The following is a 19,441-nucleotide window of genomic DNA, read 5'->3' as shown; positions in this document are numbered from 1 at the left end:
GCGGTGGTGTTCACGGTGCCGGCCGGGAATGGGCGAGCGGGATCGCCGGCCCGGCCGGATTGGTCCGGGCGATGTGGGCGGTTCAGGTCGGTGCGGCCAGAAGCCGGCCTTGGGTGTGCACGCCGATCAGCGTCCATAGGGGTTCGGTCAAGCCCAGCCGCTGGCGGGCCGCGCAGGCGGCGGCGGCCAGGACGATAAGCGCGTTGTGCAGCGGGTTGCTGGCGCGAGGCAGCTGGTTGAACGCGTCGGGGTCGAGCCGGATGAGGGCCTGGCTGCCGCGCTGCCATAGCCATTGCAGATGAACGCTGCGCGTGGCGCGGCGTATCCAGCGGCGCACGGTCGACGGCGAGCGGTCAAGCGCGGTGGCAATACGGCGATGTCCGTGGCCGCCGGCCTTGCCGGCCAGGGCGGCGCCAATCACTTCGGTGGTGTCGGCCAGACGTGGCTGCAGGGTGGCCGGCAGCAGAATCTGGGTGCTGGCGCAGCGGGTGCATCGTGCCCGCCTGGGGCGCACGTCGAGGGTCCGCGCGCCGAGGCTACGGACGCGCCGGCGGCGGCCGTATCCCCACCGTGTGAGGGCGCCGCCGCACCCGGGGTGCGGACAGCCGAGCTCGCCGGCGCCCAGGGCCTGCTCGGCCCACTCGACGGTGCGGACGACGATCATCGGGTGCTCGGGAGGACATGAAGCACCAAGATGGTCTACCACGATGCCAGTCGGGAAGGGGTCATCTCGTGTTGGCCGCCCCGGGCTGGAACCGTCACTGCGCCAGTCGATCCCCCGGCCACGAACATCCGGCGCCACGATGATCGCCGAAACGAACCCAGGCCACCGTAACCCCGGGAACAGGGGGCGTCGTCACCATGCCGCCGCTCAGATCCCGCCGAAGCATCCTCACCCTCAACGCCGGAACCCCACCCCCAGGTGGTCACCCTGAATGTCCGTCAACATCGGCACCGCGCAGCGGGTCGTTGTCCGACCGCATCTCACCCCCTATGGCGAGAAGTACGCCGCCTCCGGCAGGTCGGTCCGCGACCTTCCCGGCGTCGTCGAGGTGAACAGCCCCTACCTCCACATTGAGGGCAGCAGCGGCGTCGCGGTCGCGTTCGAGAGCAGCAATGTCACGCAGACCGTCAACGTCCAGCAGAAGGTTGAGCAGGCCCAGACCCTCGTCGACGCCATAGAGCGGGCGGTGCTCGCCATTACCGACGACCGGGTCCGGACGGACGCGGAGCAGTTGGCGTTGGAAATCCGTGCAGAGTCGGATTCGGAGGCGCCGAAGGTGGGCCGGTTCAAGGAGTTGGCCACGAAAGCGATGACTTCGCTAGCCACCTCGATCGCCACCACGGCCGGCTCGGACTTCGGCAAGGCGATCATTGAGGCTGCACTTCCGTTGGTGTCCTGACAGCGTCGTTCCCGGAAGCCACGCGCGGAAGGCACTGCGGTTACTGTCCCACAGCGCATCCACCGAGGCCGAGACGGATGACCACTGCGCTCACCAGAGGGGTTCGGATCTGAGAGCCCTTCGTGGCTGTCTTACTGCCGTGGTCGTTTCGGTCGGCGGGTGCGTGCACCGTGCCTCCGTACACTCCGCAGCATGAACACTTTCACCGTCATCTCAACCGTCTTTGGCCTGTTCATGACCGCTCTCGGTATCGGGCTGACCATCAGCGCCAACACAATGCGAAGAGCGCTCCTTTCGACGAACGCCAGGCAGCTCTGCGTGTGGAATTGCGAACGCGCCTCAACTCGCAATTCCGTTTAGTGCGAGCAGTCGGCAACGTGGATCGAGGCCTCCTTCCCGGAAGTGTCGTGGAGGCAGAAATAGGCGAACTACGGACGTATCTGAACGCGAAGAAGCACCGGTTCATGGTGCCGACGCGCGAGCAGATCGAGGTGGTCATCAAATCCATCGATAGTGCCTTGGCCGCGCTCGCAGTAGCGCACCACCCACCAAGGAACGACACCGCCTTCATCTCGCACGTGGTTGAGATCAAGTGCAACGTGCTCAGGCCGTGGCTGGAGAAAGCGCTCGCAGACATCAACGTGCTGCTGGACGGCCTGGCAGCGATCGAGCGGCAGCCGATGGCAGTGCGCCGACAGGTCAAGCTTTTCGCGGCACTGAACCCAGAAAACCAGACGTCGCTTCAGGTGTGAGCACTCCAGCTGTGGCCACGACAGCCCAACGGGGCAGTACTGCATCCCGAAGATTGTGACGCGCATAAGAGTCGTAGGACCGAGCTAGGACATCAACGCGATCCCAATCGACATTAGCAAGTATAAAGAACCCGCCCTCGCCAAGCTCAGGGCGGGATTTTTATCTGCATAGCTAACAATTTGTGTCCGAGGGGGGACTTGGCCACCTGCGACACGGGTTGCGATCTTGCGATTGGGGCGCTGAACGCCAGCCGGGAGCTACTCGTGTGACGCGATTAAGTCGTCTGCACCGCGCATCAGCCGGACGTAGCGCATGTGTGGGTGCTCGATCGCCTGCTTGTAGAAAGCCCAAGCCCGATGTTCTGTCGTCGGACCGAACGTCGTGTCCAGCTGCCATTGGCCCTCAACGAAGTGCTCATATTGCACGTAGAAGTCGCCTGCCGGCCGTCCGGGCTGACGCTTCCAGTCGCTGCTGAACTTCCGAATCGCGGCGGCATCCCATACTGCACCTCCGCGCAGATCCGCCAACGGCGCAGGGAACATCGCAGTGCGGCGCAGCTGGTGCACGCGCTGACGGGAAATGCCCAGCTCTTCAGCGATCTCGGCGGCCGACATCAACTCTGGCAACGTCGGCTCGTCCGCCCGGCGCTGCCACTGCGCTTCCCGCATCACCTCCATGCCGACCGGCTCCGCATGAACGATGTGTATAACCTCGTTGGCCATCTTCTCGGCAGCTTCGATCACGGACATACCGCCCGATGCATACGTCGTCACATCGACGCCGTGGCCGGGGATCCGCGCGACCGAACCGTCGAGGCCCTCGAGTTGGGTCTCCCAGCGGTCCATCGTCTCCATCGACGGGTCGACGTTGAAGGTGAAGGAGATAACCCAATCGTCGTTCACTTTGTCTCTCCCTTCCTGCGTTGCGACCGCTGTTCTTTCTTGCTTGGGGGTGGGATCTGTAAGCCCGCCTTCTTCAGGTCCACCTTCAAGTCGGCCATCCGCCGATTCGGACGGCTCGGGCTAGCTGGGTAGTACGTCACGTAATTGCCCTGCGGATCGTAGAACCGGCTGTATCCCTTTGTGTCGTCGAGGACGGTCCAGCCCTGCGACCTGGCCCATTCGGCGATGTCTTTGACATCATTGTTCACAATGATCCCCTTAAGGCTTGCGGTGTGTCAAGAGTAACTAGAAACACGCTACAAAGTCAAGAGTTTCGGTCTTTCGGCGTCGCAGCGGAGCCACCTCGATCGTCGCCGCGGCCGACTCGGACTTCGGAAAGGCGATCATTGAAACTGCACTTCCGCTGGTGTCCTGACGGTGTCGTTCACGGAGTCCACGTCGTGGAAAACATTGCGGTCACGGCCCCGCGGCGCATCCGCCGTGGCCGACATCGATGACCGCTACGCTCCAGTGATCGCGCTCACTGAAATTCCCCACTGACGCTCATCGAAATTCCCCACCCGTGTGGCTCCGCCGAGAAGGGCGGGCCTCCTTCGATGCTGCTGGTGTCTGACGCCTGCAGCACTGCCCGAAGGAGGCCCGCTTTCTCATGCTCACATGGGAGAACGATATGGAAGTACATGCCCTGGCCAAGCGTGGTTGGACGATCTCGGCGATCGCCCGCCACACCGGCTTTGACCGCAAGACGGTCCGCAAGTATCTGGCCGGCGACGGCAAACCCGGGGTGCGTGCCCGCCCCGACCCCGATCCGTTCGAGCCGTTCGTCGACTACGTCACCGCCAGGTTGACCGAGGACCCGCACCTGTGGGCCCGCACCCTGTTCGACGAGCTCGAGGAGCTGGGGTTCGGGCTGTCGTATCAGAGCCTGACCCGCAACATCCGCGTCCGCAATCTACGCCCCGTCTGTGAAGCCTGCCGGACCGCCACCCAGCGCCCGAACGCGGTGATCCCCCACGCCCCGGGTGAGGAAACCCAATGGGACTGGCTGGAATTGCCCGATCCGCCGGCATCGTGGGGGTGGGGCAAGACCGCGCACCTGCTGGTCGGCTCGCTGGCCCATTCGGGCAAGTGGCGCGGCTTCCTGGCGCCCTGCCAGGATCAGCCGCACCTGGTCGCCGGCTTGGACCGCGCGACCCGCGGCCTGGGCGGGTGCACCCGGGTGTGGCGCTTTGACCGGATGGCCACGGTCTGCGACCCCGGCTCGGGACGGGTGAGCGCCTCGTTCGCCGGAGTGGCCAAGCACTACGGGGTCTGTGTGGCGATCTGCCCGCCGCGGCGCGGCAACCGCAAGGGAGTGGTGGAAAAGGTCAACCACACCGCCGCGCAACGCTGGTGGCGCACGCTGGCCGACGAGGCCACCGTCGAGCAGGCCCAAGCCAGCCTGGATCGCTTCGCCGGGGTCCGTGGCGACACCCGCATCCGCGCCACCGCTGAGGGCCGGTCCTCGGTGGCGGTGGTGGCCAAAACAGAGCCGCTACAGCCGGTGCCGGCGATGGCCTATCCGGTGATCCTGGCCGAGGCCCGCACGGCGTCGCGGCAAGCGCTGGTGTCGTATCGCGGTAACCGCTACTCGGTGCCTCCGGAGCTGGCCGCCGCCCAGGTCGTGGTGTCCCATCCGGTCGGGGCCCAGTTTTGTGACATCGCCACCACGAGCGGAATCGTGGTCGCCCGGCACCGCATGGCCGCCGACGGGCTCGGCGTCACGGTACGTGACAGCGGCCATGTCATCGCCCTGGACACCGCCGCGATGGCCACCGCGGCTACCGGACGCCCGCACCGGCGCAAGGAACGCATCCCACCGGGCCCGGCCGCAAAAGCCGCGGCCGCACAACTCCTCGGGATCAAACAAGCCGACAGTTCTGAACATCAACCCTCAACTCCGTCACCCGATTCCACCGTCATCGATCTGTCCGTCTACGAGCGGGCCGCCCAGAACAGGACCATCCAATGACCCCCAGCCCACGCACCGCCAAGACCACCACCATGACCGCCCAGGAAACACCGTCGGCGGCCGCTTCGCGGTATCAGCAGCTGCGCTCGCACCTGGCCGAACTGAAACTGGCCGCGGCCGCCGAAGCCCTACCCGCGGTCCTGGACCAGGCCACCACCGAGAACCTGTCGCTGACGGTGGCCCTGGAGCGGCTCTTGGCCGTCGAAGTCGAGGCCTCCACCGCTCGGCGGCTGGCCGGCCGGTTGCGGTTCGCTTGCCTGCCCACCCCGGCCACCCTGGCAGACTTCGACGTTGATGCCGCCGCCGGGATCGACCGCAAGCTGATCGACGAACTCGGGACCTGCCGCTACCTGGAATCGGCGACCAACATTTTGCTCGTCGGGCCCCCGGGTACAGGAAAGACGCACTTGTCGGTCGGATTGGCAAGGGCCGCAGCACATGCCGGCTACCGCACCTACTTCACCACTGCCGCCGATCTGGCTGCACGGTGTCACCGCGCAGCGATCGAGGGACGCTGGGCCACAACGATGCGGTTCTATGCCGGACCGACGCTCCTGGTGATCGATGAGCTGGGCTACTTGCCGTTGCCCGCCGAGGCGGCCTCAGCGCTGTTTCAGGTTGTCTCCCAACGGTATTTGAAGACCAGCATCGTCATCACCACCAACCGCGGCGTGGGAGCCTGGGGAGAGATCCTCGGCGACACCACCGTGGCCGCCGCCATGCTCGACCGCCTACTGCACCGCTCTGTCGTCATCAACCTCGACGGCGAGTCCTACCGCCTCCGCGACCACCACGCCGCCGCCGAAACGCTACGCCGAACAACCACCGGCACCCGCCAACCACTACACTGACCGCTGCTCACAGGTGAGGAATTTCGGCGAGCACACCTGGGGACTTTCGATGAGCGCGATCACCAGATGACCGAGGAGTCGTATCAGGTCGGCGGACACAGCTCGACCTCGCCGCCGCGAACAGCCTCGGCGAGTGGGCAGACCTCCTCCACGTCGACAGATCTTGGAGTCGTCGCCCTGGCGACGGGGGACTGGACATGACGTTGGCGTGACATCACTTGATTCGAGCGCTAGTGTCCTGCGCCATTAATTCGTTACATAATTGTAATCGATGGGCTTCGGCGGCGTTCCGCAACGAATCACGGTGGTGGATGGGATGATTCGTGTATGGCATCGCGTGGGCGACCGACGGCGGAGTTGGCCTTGACCGAGGAGGAGCGTGAGACTCTGGTTCGGTGGTCACGGCGGCCGAAGTCGTCGCAGGCATTGGCGTTGCGGTCACGGATCATCCTGGCCTGCGGCGAGGGTTTGTCCAACAAGGCGGTGGCCGCGAAATTGGGTGTGTCACAGCCCACGGTGGGCAAATGGCGTACCCGGTTTGTCGACAAGCGGCTCGATGGGCTGGTCGACGAGCCGCGTACCGGTCGCCCGCCGTCGATCCTGTTGGACAAGGTCGAAGAGGTGATCGTGACGACGCTGGAACACAAGCCGGCCAACGCGACACACTGGTCGCGGACCTCGATGGCAAAGCGCAGCGGCCTGTCGCCCTCGACGATCGGGCGGATCTGGCGCAAGTTCGAGCTGAAACCGCATTTAAGCGACGGGTTCAAACTGTCCACCGACCCACTGTTCGTCGACAAGGTCGTCGATGTTGTCGGCCTCTACCACAATCCGCCGGAGAAGGCCGTCGTCCTGTGCGTCGACGAAAAGAGCCAGGTTCAGGCGTTGGATCGGTCCCAACCCGTGCTGCCGATGATGCCGGGCATGCCCGAGCGGCGGACCCACGACTACGCCCGTCACGGCGTGATCGACCTGTTCGCGGCGTTCAACATCGCCGACGGCTCCGTGATTTCCCAACTCCACCCCCAACACCGGGCGGTCGAGTTCAAGAAATTCCTGGTCACCATCGACAAGGCCGTACCCGCCGAGCTCGACGTGCACCTGGTCTGCGACAACCTGTCGACCCACAAGACGCCCGCGGTCAACGACTGGCTCGCCAAACATCCCCGCTTCCATATGCATTTCACCCCGACCGGCTCCTCCTGGCTCAACCAGGTCGAGCGCTGGTTCGGGTTCCTCACCGACCAGCTCCTGCGACGTGGCGTCCACAAAAGCGTTGCGGCACTGGAAAAGGACATCAAAAATTGGATCAAGCACTGGAACGCCGACCCCAAGCCATTCGTCTGGAAAAAGACCGCCGAAGAGATCCTCGACTCACTCGCCAAATATCTTCAACGAATTTCCGGCGGGGGACACTAGGTGCATCAGAGGTCAGCCGAAGTCCGCCCATCCCAGCATTTCTCGATAAAGGAGTTCGTTTGGCAAGGCGCCCGGCATCGGGCGGGGATCATCTGCCCAGCATCCCAGTACGGGGTGCTTCTGGGTGGTGACTGTGGCCAGCGTCTTGTTGCGAATGATGAAGTGCGAGAACTCTTCCAGATAGCGCAGCGTCTCCATAAAGAGTGTTGTCGCTAGTGTGGCGATGTCGGCAACATATGCACTTGGTTGAAATGGATTGGATGACTGCGCTTTCCAGACTCCCAGCCTGTCCAGTTGGTCTTGATTGAGCGGCGTGACGGCGGGTTCGAACTCTTCGAGCCCATTGAGAGTGATCGCTACCGTTGTGGACGAGCCATAGCTTCGCGACAACTGGTGCTGGGTATCGAGGGGAATGGCGTGAATTCGGTTGCGCAACTGTCCGATAACCCAAGCGTATGAGCCCAATGATTCCAGCTCTGAGCTATCGGTTGGTTCGAACTTCCCGATAACTGAGCGCAGTTCGTCCAACGAGGTGAGGGACCCACGCTGCTTGTCGGGATCGAGGCTGGTGTCGAACAATGTTCGAGTAACGCGTGCGTATCTGTCCATTGCCGCACAGAGGTACAAGAGCATGCGGTCGAACGCCTCTGCAGCGGTCTCGGACATGTCGGACCGCTGCATTTCGGATGAGGTGCCACTGCCGAGGGCCGCGAGTAGATGGTCCACCGCACGCGCGGCTCGGCTGAGGCGCAGGCCAATCGCTATCATAGACTCAACGAGTTCACGGTCGCCGCCCGCCGTCGCCATCAGACGGATAGCTGTGAGATGCGGAACTGACGCGTCGACGCCAGCCAGGTACAGGTCCGCGACCGAGGTTGCGTTGTAGGTGCGGACGAAACTGCCCCCACCTGCCAATTGTCCTTTGGTAGTTGTTAGCACGGGATTACCCGTCATTCGAAGGTAAAGACCGAACAACGGCACCAATTGGCTCGGCGTCACGCTCACGACCAGATCGTTGTCAGCGACATCATCCCGTCCGGCGGTGGGCGCAGCGGTCACGATGACATCAGCCCCAGTTGCCCCTGATGCGCTTGCTAGGGCTGCGGCACGGTGGCGATCCGCGAGAGTGATTCCAGAGTCGTCGGAGTACCCAGAGCGGGCAGCTTCGTCAAGCTGTGCGTAAACGCTGAAGAAGTGCCCGGAGGTCGCCAAAGTACGTCTGCCGTCCTCGTAGCCGGAAACTCCGACCGTCGATGAGTCCATGAACTTCGGCGCCTCGGTAACCGTCGTGAATGTGAACTGGTACCAACGGCGACATCCGAGCGCCTGCATCCATCTCGTGGGCTCCGACTCGTCGTTCTGGACGAGAAGAAGCGGTTCGACTTCCTCATCCCGAGCAAGGATTCGCACCAGCTCCAGGGTGGGCTCACCCAAGGTCTGCACATCGACGGCGACGCGTAGCTTGCGTGTACTCGGTCGGAGTGGAAACAGTGGCCCAGCCTCACGTTGTGCGCTGGTTCGATCCGCAGGCGGTCGTACGTACCGCATGAAGCGGTGCAGGGGTGCATCATTGGGCACGTCGAGAGTCACAGCGTACTGATAGCACGTGACACCGACATGCTGATCTGTTTCTGCTTTCCCAAAAAACGCTCCCGTGCACAGCGCCAGTGGCTGGCCTGATCCGTTAGGCGTCCACTGTCCACCTGCCTGGAACTGGGTCGCCGGGGGCGATACTGGAGGTCCTGGTCACCCGCAAAGCGCATCTGTGGGAGGCGCGCTGTTACTGCCCATCGCGAGGTTGACCCACATTCTCGGTGCCTGAATCCCGTTCACGCCGTCAACACGAAGCCCAATCGGCATCAGCAAACACAGACACCCACTTCAAACCAGTTCAGACAGATTTTGAATCTGCGTAGCTAAGAAATTGTGTCCGAGGGGGGACTTGTCCGTCTACGACACGGGTCGTGGTCTGGCGATTGGGGCGCTGACCGCTTCGGTCAAGCACCGGTCCACCTTTTTCGCTCAATCGCGACGCCGAGGAGCTCGCCCATCGGGCGGCCAGCCGTCGGTACCGGACTCAAGCGGAATATTCAGAGATCGAAGCAGGATCGAAAAGAGCCGCCAATTGGCGATTGCTCCGACAAGTTCGACCAAAACCGCGTGATCGCTATTGAACGCCTTCTGGCACCCAGCCCAGTTTTCCTCGGAGATGACCCCGTCGCGTACCACATCATCGGTCGCTGCGAGGACCGCACGCTCGACTGGCCCGAGGCTTTCGGAATTCTGCCAGTCGCGCACCGCGAGGAGATCACGCTCAGGCACGCCGAGCAGTGTGGCGATTCGCCAATGTTGAGTCCATTCGTATTCGGAGCCAGTGATCCAGCCGATGCGCAAGATGACCAGCTCGCGTAGCCGCGCGTCAAGGGAACCGCGGAAGAGTAACGCGTCCAGCAGCCCATACAGCGCAACCGCCACACGCGGCTGATGAAGTGCCACGCGGAATACCGACAGCTCTGCCAACTCTTCGGGCAACCCACATTCGGCAGCTCGCAGCTGGGCCTGCTCACGGTCGAGCATCGGTACGCGTTCCGCCATGGTCACGGGTGGCCCTCTCTGTTGAACCTCTGCACCGCCGTTAGGGCGTGGGCAAAAAGACGTTGTGGAGCGCCCCACTTGATCGGGCACTTTCATCTGCAAGCGAAGTGAGCAGCTGTGCGAGCCCAGCGAATCCGGTTGATTCTCTGGTGATCCGGTCGAACGGCCAGCGGCCCATGGCGAGAATCTCGAGGGCTGCCCGGTAGGCGGGATACTCCACGCCGAGTGCGCCTACGACGTGTAATTCTTTATAGACCAACAAGTCTGGTTCAAACCGGGGCGCGCCGCCTCCTCCGCGGGTGCCGGCCACCACAATTGTGCCGCCGGGCCTGGCAAGGCCGACGGCATCGGCGAACGCGGAGGGTGCTTTGGCGGTGACGTCGACGACCACGTCGGCAAGCCGTCCGCCTGTCTCACGCTGAAGCGCGGTCGCTGCATCGTCCTGCGATACATCGATGGGCAGGTCGACACCGAATGATCTGGCGATGGCCAGTCGTTGTTCGTCGCGTGGGCCGACGCCGGTCATCGCGACGAACGCGGCTCCCGCCTCTTTGGCCGCCACCGCCGCACAGATTCCGCGGATGCCGGGCCCCAGGATCGCTACGACGTCCCCGGCCTTGGTGTCGGGAAGAGTCGCCCCCCATTGGATACCGGCCCCGAGAGGGTTGAACAACGTGGCGAGAACGGGGTCCATGTCTTCGGCAATCGGGAGCAGCATCGCGTCCCACGGAAGCTCCACATGGGTGGCGTATCCGCCCCATAAGCCCGCGCCGATCTCCACGTCGACGAACCCGAACATGGTGGCGATGCCGTTCACCGCGCACCGCCGGTATTCGCCGCGGCGGCACTCGGGGCAGTCTCGGCAGGACCGGAACACCTCAACGGCCACGCGCTGGCCGGCTTGTACACCCCAGCGTTGGCCGGCCGCAGCGCCGACATGTTCGACGATGCCGACGATTTCGTGCCCTGGAACGAATGAGAAGCCGGCAGGCAGGTGTCCGGTGAATTGTTCGTGATCTGTTCCGCACAGACCGCATGCTTCAACTCGCAGGATCGCACCCCGGTCGCCGACGTCGGGGATGATCATCTGGCGCCGCTGCAGACTCCGCGGTCCGGTCAGCACCATCGCCTCGGCGATCATGGAAGCTCGAATCCGGTGAACGACCCTGTGTTTCGGAGGCACACCGTTTTACCTACATACATTTCCCCGCCCATCGCCTCGGCAATCTGCGGATCGTCGCTGCGTGCGACGACTCTTCGCCCGTCGGACAGGTGCGCGATGATCGGAGTCCATCGAGGTTGCCCGTCTCGGTCGTAGACGACGGTGTATCCGTCCACTGTCGCGCAACCGGTCGCCTCGTCGACGCCTGCGACACCCAACCTCGATGAATCGATCTGAGCTTGCTCGACCGCCGTGTCGAGCAGTCGCCACCCGGTTGGTGGCGGGGTGGCCGACCACAGACCGACCGAATGCTTCGTCGAATACCACCCGAGGCCGGTGACGAGTCCGACATCGGTTGGGTCGCGTCTACACCGTCGGACCATCTCAACGATCGAGTGGCTGACGTAATTGTTTCCGGGACCGCCGTGATACGGCAGGCCTCCGGTTACTGTGAGGCCTCTGTCGTCGAGGGGGTCCAAGTCGAGAGCCTCGGCAGTCATCTCAATTGCCGACGGGAAGCAGGAGTAGAGATCGAACCACCGGATGTCGTCGATGGTCAACCGCCCCGCATTGAGAGCCTTCCGTGCCGCTACCTCGATACCCGATGAGCGACTGAGGTCCGGCCGTTCCACGGGGAAGTACACGTCGTTGCAAGTCGCTGCTGACCAGGGAAAGACCCAACGATCGCGCGCGACGCCCAATTCGTCCGCCACCTCGGCCGCCATGAGAATGAAGGCGGCAGCCATGTCGACGGACATGATGCTGTTGAGCAACTTGGGATAGGGCAAGCAGACCATGCGGTTTTCCGCGGTGACTTCGCTGAGTTCGGTGGCACTTCGTGCGCGTGGGAACCAGGCCTGTTCCGGATGGCGTGCCGCCTCGGCTGTGAACGGTGCCATCAGCGTGCCCAGCCACTCCCGTTGAGCATCGAAGTCGCGGCCGTGGCGCGCGGCGATCGCGGACTCGAAGATGGGATACACCTCGTGCGGCCAACTCAGACCCACCGACAATTCGGCTTGACTCAGCCCGGGGCGGGCGTCGCCCAGGGATTCGTCGCCGGAGCGGGGTGGGGGCGGCGAGTCGAGAAGTGCCCTGCCCTGAAGCTTGCGTGCGGAATGCCCGCTCTCCGCCCCGACGACCAGGACGACATCTGCACGGCCTTCGCGTATTTCGCCACCCAACACCTCGACGAGATACTGCGGGGTGTTTCCGCCGACGGGACAGCTGATGCGGCGGGCGGGACTGATGTGCATCGCTTCGGCGATCCTGCTGGCGGGATTGTCGCGCGGTATGACCAGGATGCCGGGAGTCGCGACGGTGTCGATGCGCCGCTCGACCGGGCGACCTGCGTCTTTGACCGCGCGGCGTGCGGCTTCTACCGCCAAGTCGATCGGGTCCACGAAGTCGTTCCCGCGATGGGTAACTTCGCCCACGCCGACGACAACCGGGGTACGCGCTTCTACCAACATCGGCATCGGCATCCGCTCAGGGCCACGGGGCTGACTTGAGACATAACTGCGATGGTGTCATGTGCGTGGGCAAGTCACAATGGTGTGCGCGCGCGGCATACTGGCTGTGTGTCGACGAGGTTGTTGAGATGGGGCGCCGCCGCGCCGACAGATCGTGGGTCCGCTCGCGACCGGTTGCTCGATGCTGCCGAGCGGTGCCTCGAGAGTTGCGGTGTGGTGGGCACGACTATGGAGGACATCGGCAGAACAGCGGGTGTGTCCAGGGCAACGGTGTATCGCTACTTCCCCAGTCGGGAGGCGGTGATGTCGGGCGTCATCATTCGCGCCGCCGAGCGCTATCTCGACCGCATCAGCCCGCGGATCGCGGCGCACGCCGACCTGGGCTCCGCGCTCGTCGACTTCGTGGAATACACGGTTGAGGCCGCGCGCCGCGAAGAGATCATCGGATTGTTGTTCGGCAGCGACGAGGAACTAGCCGGCGTGGGTCTCGCGGCGGGGACCTCGACGTCCCTCTTCGAAATCGTCACCGAATTTCTGCGTCCCATCTTCACCAGACACTGGAGTTGCGTGGAACCGGGCGTCTCCGTCGACGACGCCGCCGAGTGGGTTGTCCGCACGATACTGAGCCTGCTGACTGTTCGAGGGCCGCGGGAGCGCAGTCGTGACGGACTCCGGGCGTTTCTGTCGAGGTTTCTCCTTCCGGCGATCCTGGCGGGTGACCACGCTCGACCGATGTGACATCTATGGAGTAATGTCTCGACGGCAGATGAGGTAGGAGGGCCTGTGCAATTCACCACGTTCAACGAACAGGTCGCTGAGCAACTCAAGAGCGCAGCAGAAACCACGGGCGGGTTGGCCGGTTACCTCGGCTTCCGTCACACCGAATTCGCTGCGGGACGGCTCGTCGCGGAGATGGACGCACGCGACGACCTGAAGACGCCGTTCGGCAACCTGCATGGGGGCTGCTTATCGGCCATGGTCGACCACTGCCTCGGCGTGGTGTTTTATCCCGTGATTCCACTGGGATCTTGGGTCGCGACAACGGAGTTCAAACTGAATCTGCTTCGTCCGGTCTCCAGCGGCACCTGTGTAGCCACAGCTGAGATCATCGCGCTGGGCAGAACCAGCGGGGTGGCGCGGATCGACATCTGCAACGACGGCAGAGCGGTGTGTGCGGCCCAGGGAACCGTCACCGTCGTCGCACCGAAGACGAGCTCCTGATGTCGGCAAAGAGAACAGGCGATTCGTCGGCTCCTGTGGTCGAGCGCGTGCCCACGGCAGACGGGCTGGCGCTGGCCGTCGACCTCTACCACTGTGACGCACCGCGGGCGGTCGTGTTGCTCCTTCACGGCGGCGGTCAAAGCCGACACGCCTGGGACGTCACCGCCCAACGCCTGCACCAGCGGGGATACACGGTGGCCGCGTACGACACCAGGGGACACGGGGACAGCGACTGGGACCCCGACGGACGCTACGACATGGACCGGCTGGGGTCCGACCTATTGGCCGTGCGCTCATACGCCGATTCCGGCCGCCCCGTCGCCGCAATCGGCGCATCTCTGGGCGGGTTGACCATTCTCGGAACACACTTGCTCGCCCCGCCGGATCTATGGCAGGCCGTCGTGCTGGTTGACGTCACTCCGAGAATGGAGATGGACGGCGCCCGACGAGTCGTAGCGTTCATGTCGGCACACCCCGAAGGTTTCGACAGCCTAGAGTCGGCCGCTGACGTGATCGCCGCCTACAACCCGCACCGCCCTCGCCCCGAAAACCTCGACGGGCTCCGAAAAGTCCTCGCCCGTCGCGAAGACGGTCGCTGGTCCTGGCGATGGGATCCAGCCTTCGTGACGTCGAATTTCCAGTTCCTGCAGGGTGATCCAGACGAGGGCGCTGAGTACTTCGAGATGATGAGCGCCTTCCTTCTCGATGGTGCGCGGCAGGTGTCCGCGCCAACGCTGCTGGTCCGGGGCCTACTATCTGACATCGTCTCCGAAGAGACAGTAAGGCATTTCCTGACCGTCGTTCCGCACGCGCAAACCGTTGACGTGTCGGGCGCGGGACACATGATTGCCGGCGACAACAACGACGCATTCTCGACGGCGGTCGTCGAATTCCTCGACAGGACCATATGAACCCTGCTGTCGGTTGACTGCCCATGTAGGGCTGGCGCCTATCCTGCTCCTATGCCAACTGAACCAGTGCGGGTGTCTTTCCGCCGGCATGTGCGCGAAAAGGTTTTGAGGGCGACACGAGAACTCGCCATCGAGAAGGGCTGGGATCAGGTCCGGATGAGCGAGGTTGCCGAATCGGTCGGCGTCTCCCGCCCGACGTTGTACAAAGAGTTCGGCGACAAACAGGGGCTCGGCGACGCGCTTGTGGTGTCGGAGGGCCAGCGCTTTATGGAAGGCATTCTTGCCGTCCTTGCCGAACACGTGGGCGACGTGCGGGGCGGCATCACCGCAGCGGTGCAATTCACCCTCTGTGAAGCAGAAGACAGCCCGCTCCTCAAGGCAGTTCTGACGTCCAACGCTTCGGGGAATGATCGCGGTGGCTCGTCGTCTACTGGAGTCCTACCTCTTCTGCCGACGTCGGCTTCCCTGCTTCAGCTCTGCTCCGCGGCTCTGATCACGTGGTTTAACGACCACTTCGACGATCTCGATCCCGAAGACGTTGAGGAGGTCGCAGATGTTCTGGTGCGACTGACAGTGAGTCATGTTGTACTCCCCGCCGCGGACATCGCCACCACCGGTGAGCGGATCTCCCGCGTAGCACTCAGGTACCTGGGAGTTGTCCACAGTTTGTAGCCAGCAAGCTCTCGTGTCAGATCGAGCCGGCGAGGAGCTCTGAGCGGTCAACTCGGAGCTGCTGGCTGATGGCCCGCTTACTGGACATGAAATCGCGAGGACGATTGACGCAGTCGGCGGCGATGAGTTCGCCCTCGCGGAAGTAGAAGCAGCTGAAGTCACGGTCACGCGACGGGTCACCACTGAGCAACAGTTCGTCGTATCCGGCGTTGAGACCGGCAATCTGGAGTTTGAGATCGTACTGGTCGGACCAGAACCACGGAAGCGCAGCGATTGCGCTGTGTTTTCCGCAGATTGTCGCCGCAGCGATCTTGGCCTGCTCGCCGGCGCTCGATACGGATTCCAAACGAATACGCGAGCCGTATCGAGCCATGGTGTGGCTCGTGCAGTCGCCGGCGGCCACGATGTCGGGGTCGCTGGTGCGGGCCTGGTCGTCGATCACGATGCCGTTGTCGACGGATAATCCTGCGGCCGAGGCGAGCTCGGTGTTCGGCACCACACCGACGCCGACGATGACCAAGTCGGCGGGGATCGATTCGCCGTCAGCCAGCACGACCTCCTGCACCCCACCGTTACCGGAGAAGGCTTCGACGAGGGCGTGTGTTCGGATCTCCACTCCCTCGCCGCGGTGGATTCGCGTGTAAAACGCGGAAACCTCCGGCGCGGTGACCCTTTCGAGTACACGCTCGGTTGCCTCGAGGACGGTGACGTTCATGCCGAGCGAACACAGCGAGGCCGCCGTTTCCAACCCGATGTAACCGCCGCCCACGATCACAACCCTCCGACCCGGTGTGGCGGCGGCACGGATCAACTCGACGTCTGCAGCGGTACGCAGGTAGTGAATTCCGGGAAGATCCACCCCTGGTGTGGGGAGTCGTCTGGCCCTTGCGCCGGTGCACAACGCGAGCTTGGTGTACGTCAGCGTGTCGCCGGTGCTCAGAGACACACGCTTGGCACTCCGGTGGATCGCCTCCACGGTCGCATTCAAGAGTCGAATGTGCTGCTTTTCGTAGAAATCAGCGCCGCGAATCAGGAGGTCGTCGAGGCCGTTCTTGCCGGCCAGGTATCCCTTCGACAACGGAGGCCGGTGGTAGGGCAGTCCCCCCTCGTCGCCGATGAGCACGACCTCCCCAGACCACCCCTCCCTTCGAAGATTAGCTGCCAACTGCGCGCCGGCGTGGCTCGCGCCGACGATCACCGCTCGTTCGGGAGTCATGCACTCGGCCTGGGAGTGAGGCGAACCATCAGCTTGCTGATACCCCTGACGAAATTCGATTGCACATACTCGGGTTCGCCGACCACCTCGATGTTCTCAAAGCGAGGGAGCAATTCCTCCCACAGGATTCGAAGCTGCAACTCAGCAAGTCGGTTTCCCATGCACCTGTGCACGCCGAACCCGAACGAGATGTGATTGCGGGCGTTGCTCCTATCGATGATCAACTCATCGGCCCGCTCGAAGACACGCTCATCGCGGTTACCAGAGGCGTACCACATCACGACCTTGTCGCCCTTGCGGATGAATTGCCCGTTCAACATGATGTCTTTTTTCGCGACTCGGCGCATGTACGCCAACGGGGTCTGCCAGCGAATGATCTCGGACACCATGTTGGGAATCAGGTCAGGGTTCGCCTTCAACTTCTCGAACTGATCGGGGAACTGGTTCAAGGCGAGAACCCCTCCGCTCATCGAGTTGCGAGTCGTGTCGTTTCCCCCGACGATCAGCAATACCAAATTGCCGAGGAATTCCATCGGGCGGTCGATGAGATCCTTAGTGTCCTCGTTGGCCTGCAGCATCGTGATCAGATCGAAGCCCGGTCGCTCCCCGTTGGCGGTACGGGCCGCCTTGTCATGCCAGAGAGCGCTGAGCCCCTTCGCCATGTCGACCATGCCACGAAACACTCTGTCGTTGTCGGAAGGACCGCCATTGGCTTGCTCCATGGAGGTGGCGAGGTCCGACCATTCCACGAGCTTGTGCCGCTGCTCGTACGGGAAGTCCAGCAGGGTCGCGAGCATGCGCGCTGTCAGTTCGATGGAGACGTGGTGCACCCAATTGAACGGCTGATCCACCGGTAGATCGTCCAGCACTTCCTGGACACGCGAGCGGATCAGCCCCTCCATCTCGCGCAGGTTCTTCGGCGCGACAACCCCTTGGACGGAAGCGCGCTGCAAGTCGTGTTGTGGCGGATCCATCGCGATGAACATGGCGATGTCCATAAAACGAGGCGGTCTCCCGATGATGATGAACGGCTCTGCGGAGAAAGCCTCGTGGTTCTTGTCGACGGCGATGATGTCCGCGTGGCGGGTCACCGACCAGAACGGGCCGAACGGACTGCGAGCCTGGTAATGCACCGGCGCCTCGTTGCGCACGCGTTCGAAGTAGGACTTCCAGCGGCCTTGGCGGTAGAGGAACGGGTTGCTGAGATCGATGTCGGCGATATCGACGTCCTCGACCGGAGGAATGGGCGTCTCGGTGAAGATCTTCTTACCATTGGTTCCGGTTACCCACCGACGTGTCTTGTCGTAGAGGTGTGCGCCGCGGATTTGCAGCTCCAGAGGCACGGCAGACTGGGCTTTGGCGGCCACTGCCGCGGGAATACTCATTATTGTTTCCTCCAAATCCATGACGTTGTTTCAGAGCTGGAACTCAGGTAGCTCGACCGTCAAGCCATCCCATGCCTCGGAGGCGGCCATCTGGCAGGACAGCCTCGACGTCCGCTGACGCTCGGGGTTCATCGCGAGCATCTCCTCTTCGTTGGCGCCGCAGAGTCCCACCGTGTCCGACCACTCGGGAGCGACGATCACGTGGCATGTTCCGCATGCGGCTTCCCCTCCGCAATCGCCGTCGATGCCGGGCACCGCGTTATTGACCGCAATCTGCATCAAGGACTGCCCTTCGGCCAAGGGGGCTTCGTACTTCTCGCCGTCATGAGAGACGAAGGTGACGACTGCCATGATTAACTCTCCTCAATCTGGAACTTCTCTTTTTAGTGTTGTCGCGCGTGACCAGCGTCGCTAGACTCGCAGGAGTCAAAGAGTTGTGTTTTTAGCTCACGCGCAGGGAGGCACGTGAAACTCGACGACTCGGGTATGCCAGCGCTGGCTTTCCTGCAGATGCTGGACAGTGAGGCGCTGGGGCATGACGCCAGCATTGCGCTGCGCAGCATCATGGTTCGCGAGCACGTCACCGAGTCGATGTTGGTGGGCCGCGACGCGCAGGTCCCCTTACGGTGGTTCAGGGAGATATATTCCGATTTCGATTGTGATCAGGGAACCCGTCTGGGTTTCGCGTTCGCTGAACACGCCAAACTGACGTCCTTTGGGGCACTCAGTGTTCCCTTGGTCAGCGCGGGCTCGGTAGCCGAGGTTGTCGAGTTGCTTGCTTATCTGCCGGTGATCACCACAGCCCTCAGCCCGTCGTTCCATTCGACGGAACGCGGCCTCACGATCGGGCTCACCGGTCGCACCGGTGACGCGGGCCTGAACTGCCTGGCCGTCACCTACGGTGGGCTGGCGCTGTTGCGTCTGCTCGACATGCTCGCGGGTGCCGTACCGAATATTGAACTGCATCTGAGTCATTCAGCGCCGGAGTCGTGGGTTCTTCATGACGAAGTGTTGGCGGGTCGGATCTTCTTCGACGCCCCCAGCTCGTTCGTCCACGTTCCCGCGGCTACGCTGGAGGAGGTCTGTCGATTCTCCGATCCTGTGGCGTACCGGATTGCCGTCACCGATTTGCAGCGAACTCTCGATCAACGACGTGACACGTCGGTCTCCGAAAAAGTAAGGGACCTGCTCGAGAAAGATCCCGGAAAAACGAACATCAGCCGGACGGCGGGCGAGCTCTCGATATCCCCGAGCACGTTGAAGCGGCGCCTGCGCGAAGAGGGGACCACCTTTCGAGAATTACGTCAGTCGTTCTTGCAGGAGCGAGCAATTCTGCGAATTCTCGACAGATCGGTGTCTGTAAGCGAGATCGCGGCAGAACTCGGGTACGCGGACCTCACGAACTTCACACATGCGTTCAAACGGTGGACCGGTCGGTCACCGCGCCACTTCAGAAAAACGCGCGACTGAG

At 63.1% G+C, this 19,441-nt stretch carries 21 protein-coding genes; 11 read left to right on the top strand and 10 right to left on the bottom strand.

What is annotated here, in order from left to right:
• Positions 1 to 82 precede the first annotated feature (82 nt).
• A complete protein-coding gene (locus tag ACJ512_RS17250; RefSeq protein ID WP_407689831.1) occupies positions 83 to 664 on the bottom strand; it encodes a helix-turn-helix domain-containing protein in 582 nt (193 codons plus the stop codon).
• 271 nt (positions 665 to 935) lie between these two features.
• On the opposite strand from ACJ512_RS17250, the gene ACJ512_RS17245 reads away from it, so the two are divergent.
• The 3 genes from ACJ512_RS17245 to ACJ512_RS17235 all read left to right on the top strand — a co-directional run bounded on the left by ACJ512_RS17245 (position 936) and on the right by ACJ512_RS17235 (position 2,155).
• Positions 936 to 1,403 carry a hypothetical protein gene (locus ACJ512_RS17245; protein WP_461479775.1) on the top strand — a complete coding sequence of 156 codons (468 nt, stop codon included), beginning with the start codon at positions 936 to 938 and terminating at the stop codon, positions 1,401 to 1,403.
• A 192-nt stretch (positions 1,404 to 1,595) separates the two neighbouring features.
• On the top strand, positions 1,596 to 1,763 hold the full coding sequence (locus tag ACJ512_RS17240; RefSeq protein WP_407689605.1) for a hypothetical protein: 168 nt from the start codon (positions 1,596 to 1,598) through the stop codon (positions 1,761 to 1,763).
• A gap of 47 nt (positions 1,764 to 1,810) precedes the next feature.
• On the top strand, positions 1,811 to 2,155 hold the full coding sequence (locus ACJ512_RS17235) for a hypothetical protein (RefSeq protein ID WP_407689604.1): 345 nt from the start codon (positions 1,811 to 1,813) through the stop codon (positions 2,153 to 2,155).
• Positions 2,156 to 2,413: 258 nt separating this feature from the next.
• On the opposite strand, the gene ACJ512_RS17230 is transcribed toward ACJ512_RS17235, so the two are convergent.
• Positions 2,414 to 3,058 (bottom strand): P-loop NTPase family protein, encoded by a 645-nt coding sequence (locus ACJ512_RS17230; RefSeq protein WP_005116457.1) that lies wholly within the window; start codon positions 3,056 to 3,058, stop codon positions 2,414 to 2,416.
• Positions 3,055 to 3,306: a hypothetical protein gene (locus tag ACJ512_RS17225; RefSeq protein WP_005116458.1), complete on the bottom strand. Its 252-nt coding sequence runs from the start codon at positions 3,304 to 3,306 to the stop codon at positions 3,055 to 3,057. Before ACJ512_RS17225 ends, ACJ512_RS17230 begins: the two co-directional genes overlap by 4 nt.
• 401 nt (positions 3,307 to 3,707) lie before the next feature.
• On the opposite strand from ACJ512_RS17225, the gene ACJ512_RS17220 reads away from it, so the two are divergent.
• The 3 genes from ACJ512_RS17220 (at position 3,708) to ACJ512_RS17210 (ending at position 7,339) form a co-directional block, all read left to right on the top strand.
• Entirely contained in the window at positions 3,708 to 5,069 is a 1,362-nt protein-coding gene (locus tag ACJ512_RS17220) for a Mu transposase domain-containing protein (RefSeq protein ID WP_005118249.1), read from the top strand.
• The gene (istB, locus tag ACJ512_RS17215) at positions 5,066 to 5,920 is read left to right on the top strand and encodes an IS21-like element helper ATPase IstB (protein WP_005116465.1); all 855 of its coding nucleotides are present in this window, start codon (positions 5,066 to 5,068) and stop codon (positions 5,918 to 5,920) included. The genes ACJ512_RS17220 and istB overlap by 4 nt, the downstream gene beginning before the upstream one ends.
• Before the next feature lie 327 nt (positions 5,921 to 6,247).
• Positions 6,248 to 7,339 (top strand): IS630 family transposase, encoded by a 1,092-nt coding sequence (locus ACJ512_RS17210; protein ID WP_461479774.1) that lies wholly within the window; start codon positions 6,248 to 6,250, stop codon positions 7,337 to 7,339.
• Between the two features lie 12 nt (positions 7,340 to 7,351).
• On the opposite strand, the gene ACJ512_RS17205 is transcribed toward ACJ512_RS17210, so the two are convergent.
• The 4 genes from ACJ512_RS17205 to ACJ512_RS17190 form a co-directional block, all read right to left on the bottom strand.
• Positions 7,352 to 8,782: a hypothetical protein gene (locus tag ACJ512_RS17205; protein WP_234821265.1), complete on the bottom strand. Its 1,431-nt coding sequence runs from the start codon at positions 8,780 to 8,782 to the stop codon at positions 7,352 to 7,354.
• A 579-nt stretch (positions 8,783 to 9,361) separates the two neighbouring features.
• Positions 9,362 to 9,940, bottom strand: coding sequence for a carboxymuconolactone decarboxylase family protein (locus tag ACJ512_RS17200; protein WP_005086626.1), 579 nt, complete (start codon positions 9,938 to 9,940; stop codon positions 9,362 to 9,364).
• Positions 9,941 to 9,974: 34 nt separating this feature from the next.
• Positions 9,975 to 11,075: a zinc-dependent alcohol dehydrogenase gene (locus tag ACJ512_RS17195; RefSeq protein WP_005086624.1), complete on the bottom strand. Its 1,101-nt coding sequence runs from the start codon at positions 11,073 to 11,075 to the stop codon at positions 9,975 to 9,977.
• Positions 11,072 to 12,565, bottom strand: coding sequence for an acetyl-CoA acetyltransferase (locus tag ACJ512_RS17190; RefSeq protein WP_005110545.1), 1,494 nt, complete (start codon positions 12,563 to 12,565; stop codon positions 11,072 to 11,074). The genes ACJ512_RS17195 and ACJ512_RS17190 overlap by 4 nt, the downstream gene beginning before the upstream one ends.
• A 51-nt stretch (positions 12,566 to 12,616) precedes the next feature.
• Here ACJ512_RS17190 and ACJ512_RS17185 point away from each other — a divergent pair, with 51 nt between their 5' ends.
• The 4 genes from ACJ512_RS17185 (at position 12,617) to ACJ512_RS17170 (ending at position 15,369) form a co-directional block, all read left to right on the top strand.
• Entirely contained in the window at positions 12,617 to 13,303 is a 687-nt protein-coding gene (locus tag ACJ512_RS17185; RefSeq protein WP_014850466.1) for a TetR/AcrR family transcriptional regulator, read from the top strand.
• Between the two features lie 45 nt (positions 13,304 to 13,348).
• Complete coding sequence (locus tag ACJ512_RS17180) at positions 13,349 to 13,786, top strand: PaaI family thioesterase (RefSeq protein ID WP_005086620.1); 438 nt, start codon at positions 13,349 to 13,351, stop codon at positions 13,784 to 13,786.
• A complete protein-coding gene (locus ACJ512_RS17175) occupies positions 13,786 to 14,697 on the top strand; it encodes an alpha/beta fold hydrolase (protein ID WP_005086619.1) in 912 nt (303 codons plus the stop codon). Before ACJ512_RS17180 ends, ACJ512_RS17175 begins: the two co-directional genes overlap by 1 nt.
• A gap of 90 nt (positions 14,698 to 14,787) precedes the next feature.
• Positions 14,788 to 15,369: a TetR/AcrR family transcriptional regulator gene (locus tag ACJ512_RS17170; protein WP_005116470.1), complete on the top strand. Its 582-nt coding sequence runs from the start codon at positions 14,788 to 14,790 to the stop codon at positions 15,367 to 15,369.
• Between the two features lie 16 nt (positions 15,370 to 15,385).
• Here the strand turns inward: ACJ512_RS17170 and ACJ512_RS17165 are convergent, their stop codons facing one another.
• From ACJ512_RS17165 to ACJ512_RS17155, 3 genes are read right to left on the bottom strand one after another with little or no spacing between them, the layout of a single operon-like run.
• Positions 15,386 to 16,585 carry an NAD(P)/FAD-dependent oxidoreductase gene (locus ACJ512_RS17165; protein WP_005086617.1) on the bottom strand — a complete coding sequence of 400 codons (1,200 nt, stop codon included), beginning with the start codon at positions 16,583 to 16,585 and terminating at the stop codon, positions 15,386 to 15,388.
• Positions 16,582 to 17,970 (bottom strand): cytochrome P450, encoded by a 1,389-nt coding sequence (locus ACJ512_RS17160; RefSeq protein WP_005086616.1) that lies wholly within the window; start codon positions 17,968 to 17,970, stop codon positions 16,582 to 16,584. Before ACJ512_RS17160 ends, ACJ512_RS17165 begins: the two co-directional genes overlap by 4 nt.
• 30 nt (positions 17,971 to 18,000) lie before the next feature.
• Entirely contained in the window at positions 18,001 to 18,321 is a 321-nt protein-coding gene (locus ACJ512_RS17155; RefSeq protein WP_005086615.1) for a 2Fe-2S iron-sulfur cluster-binding protein, read from the bottom strand.
• Positions 18,322 to 18,435: 114 nt separating this feature from the next.
• Between ACJ512_RS17155 and ACJ512_RS17150 the strand changes: the two genes are divergently transcribed.
• Positions 18,436 to 19,440: a helix-turn-helix domain-containing protein gene (locus ACJ512_RS17150; RefSeq protein WP_005086614.1), complete on the top strand. Its 1,005-nt coding sequence runs from the start codon at positions 18,436 to 18,438 to the stop codon at positions 19,438 to 19,440.
• Position 19,441: the final 1 nt, after the last annotated feature.

Source organism: Mycobacterium cajalii, from assembly GCF_045809005.2.
GTDB lineage: Bacteria > Actinomycetota > Actinomycetes > Mycobacteriales > Mycobacteriaceae > Mycobacterium.
This window is presented reverse-complemented; position numbering and strand designations above follow the sequence as displayed.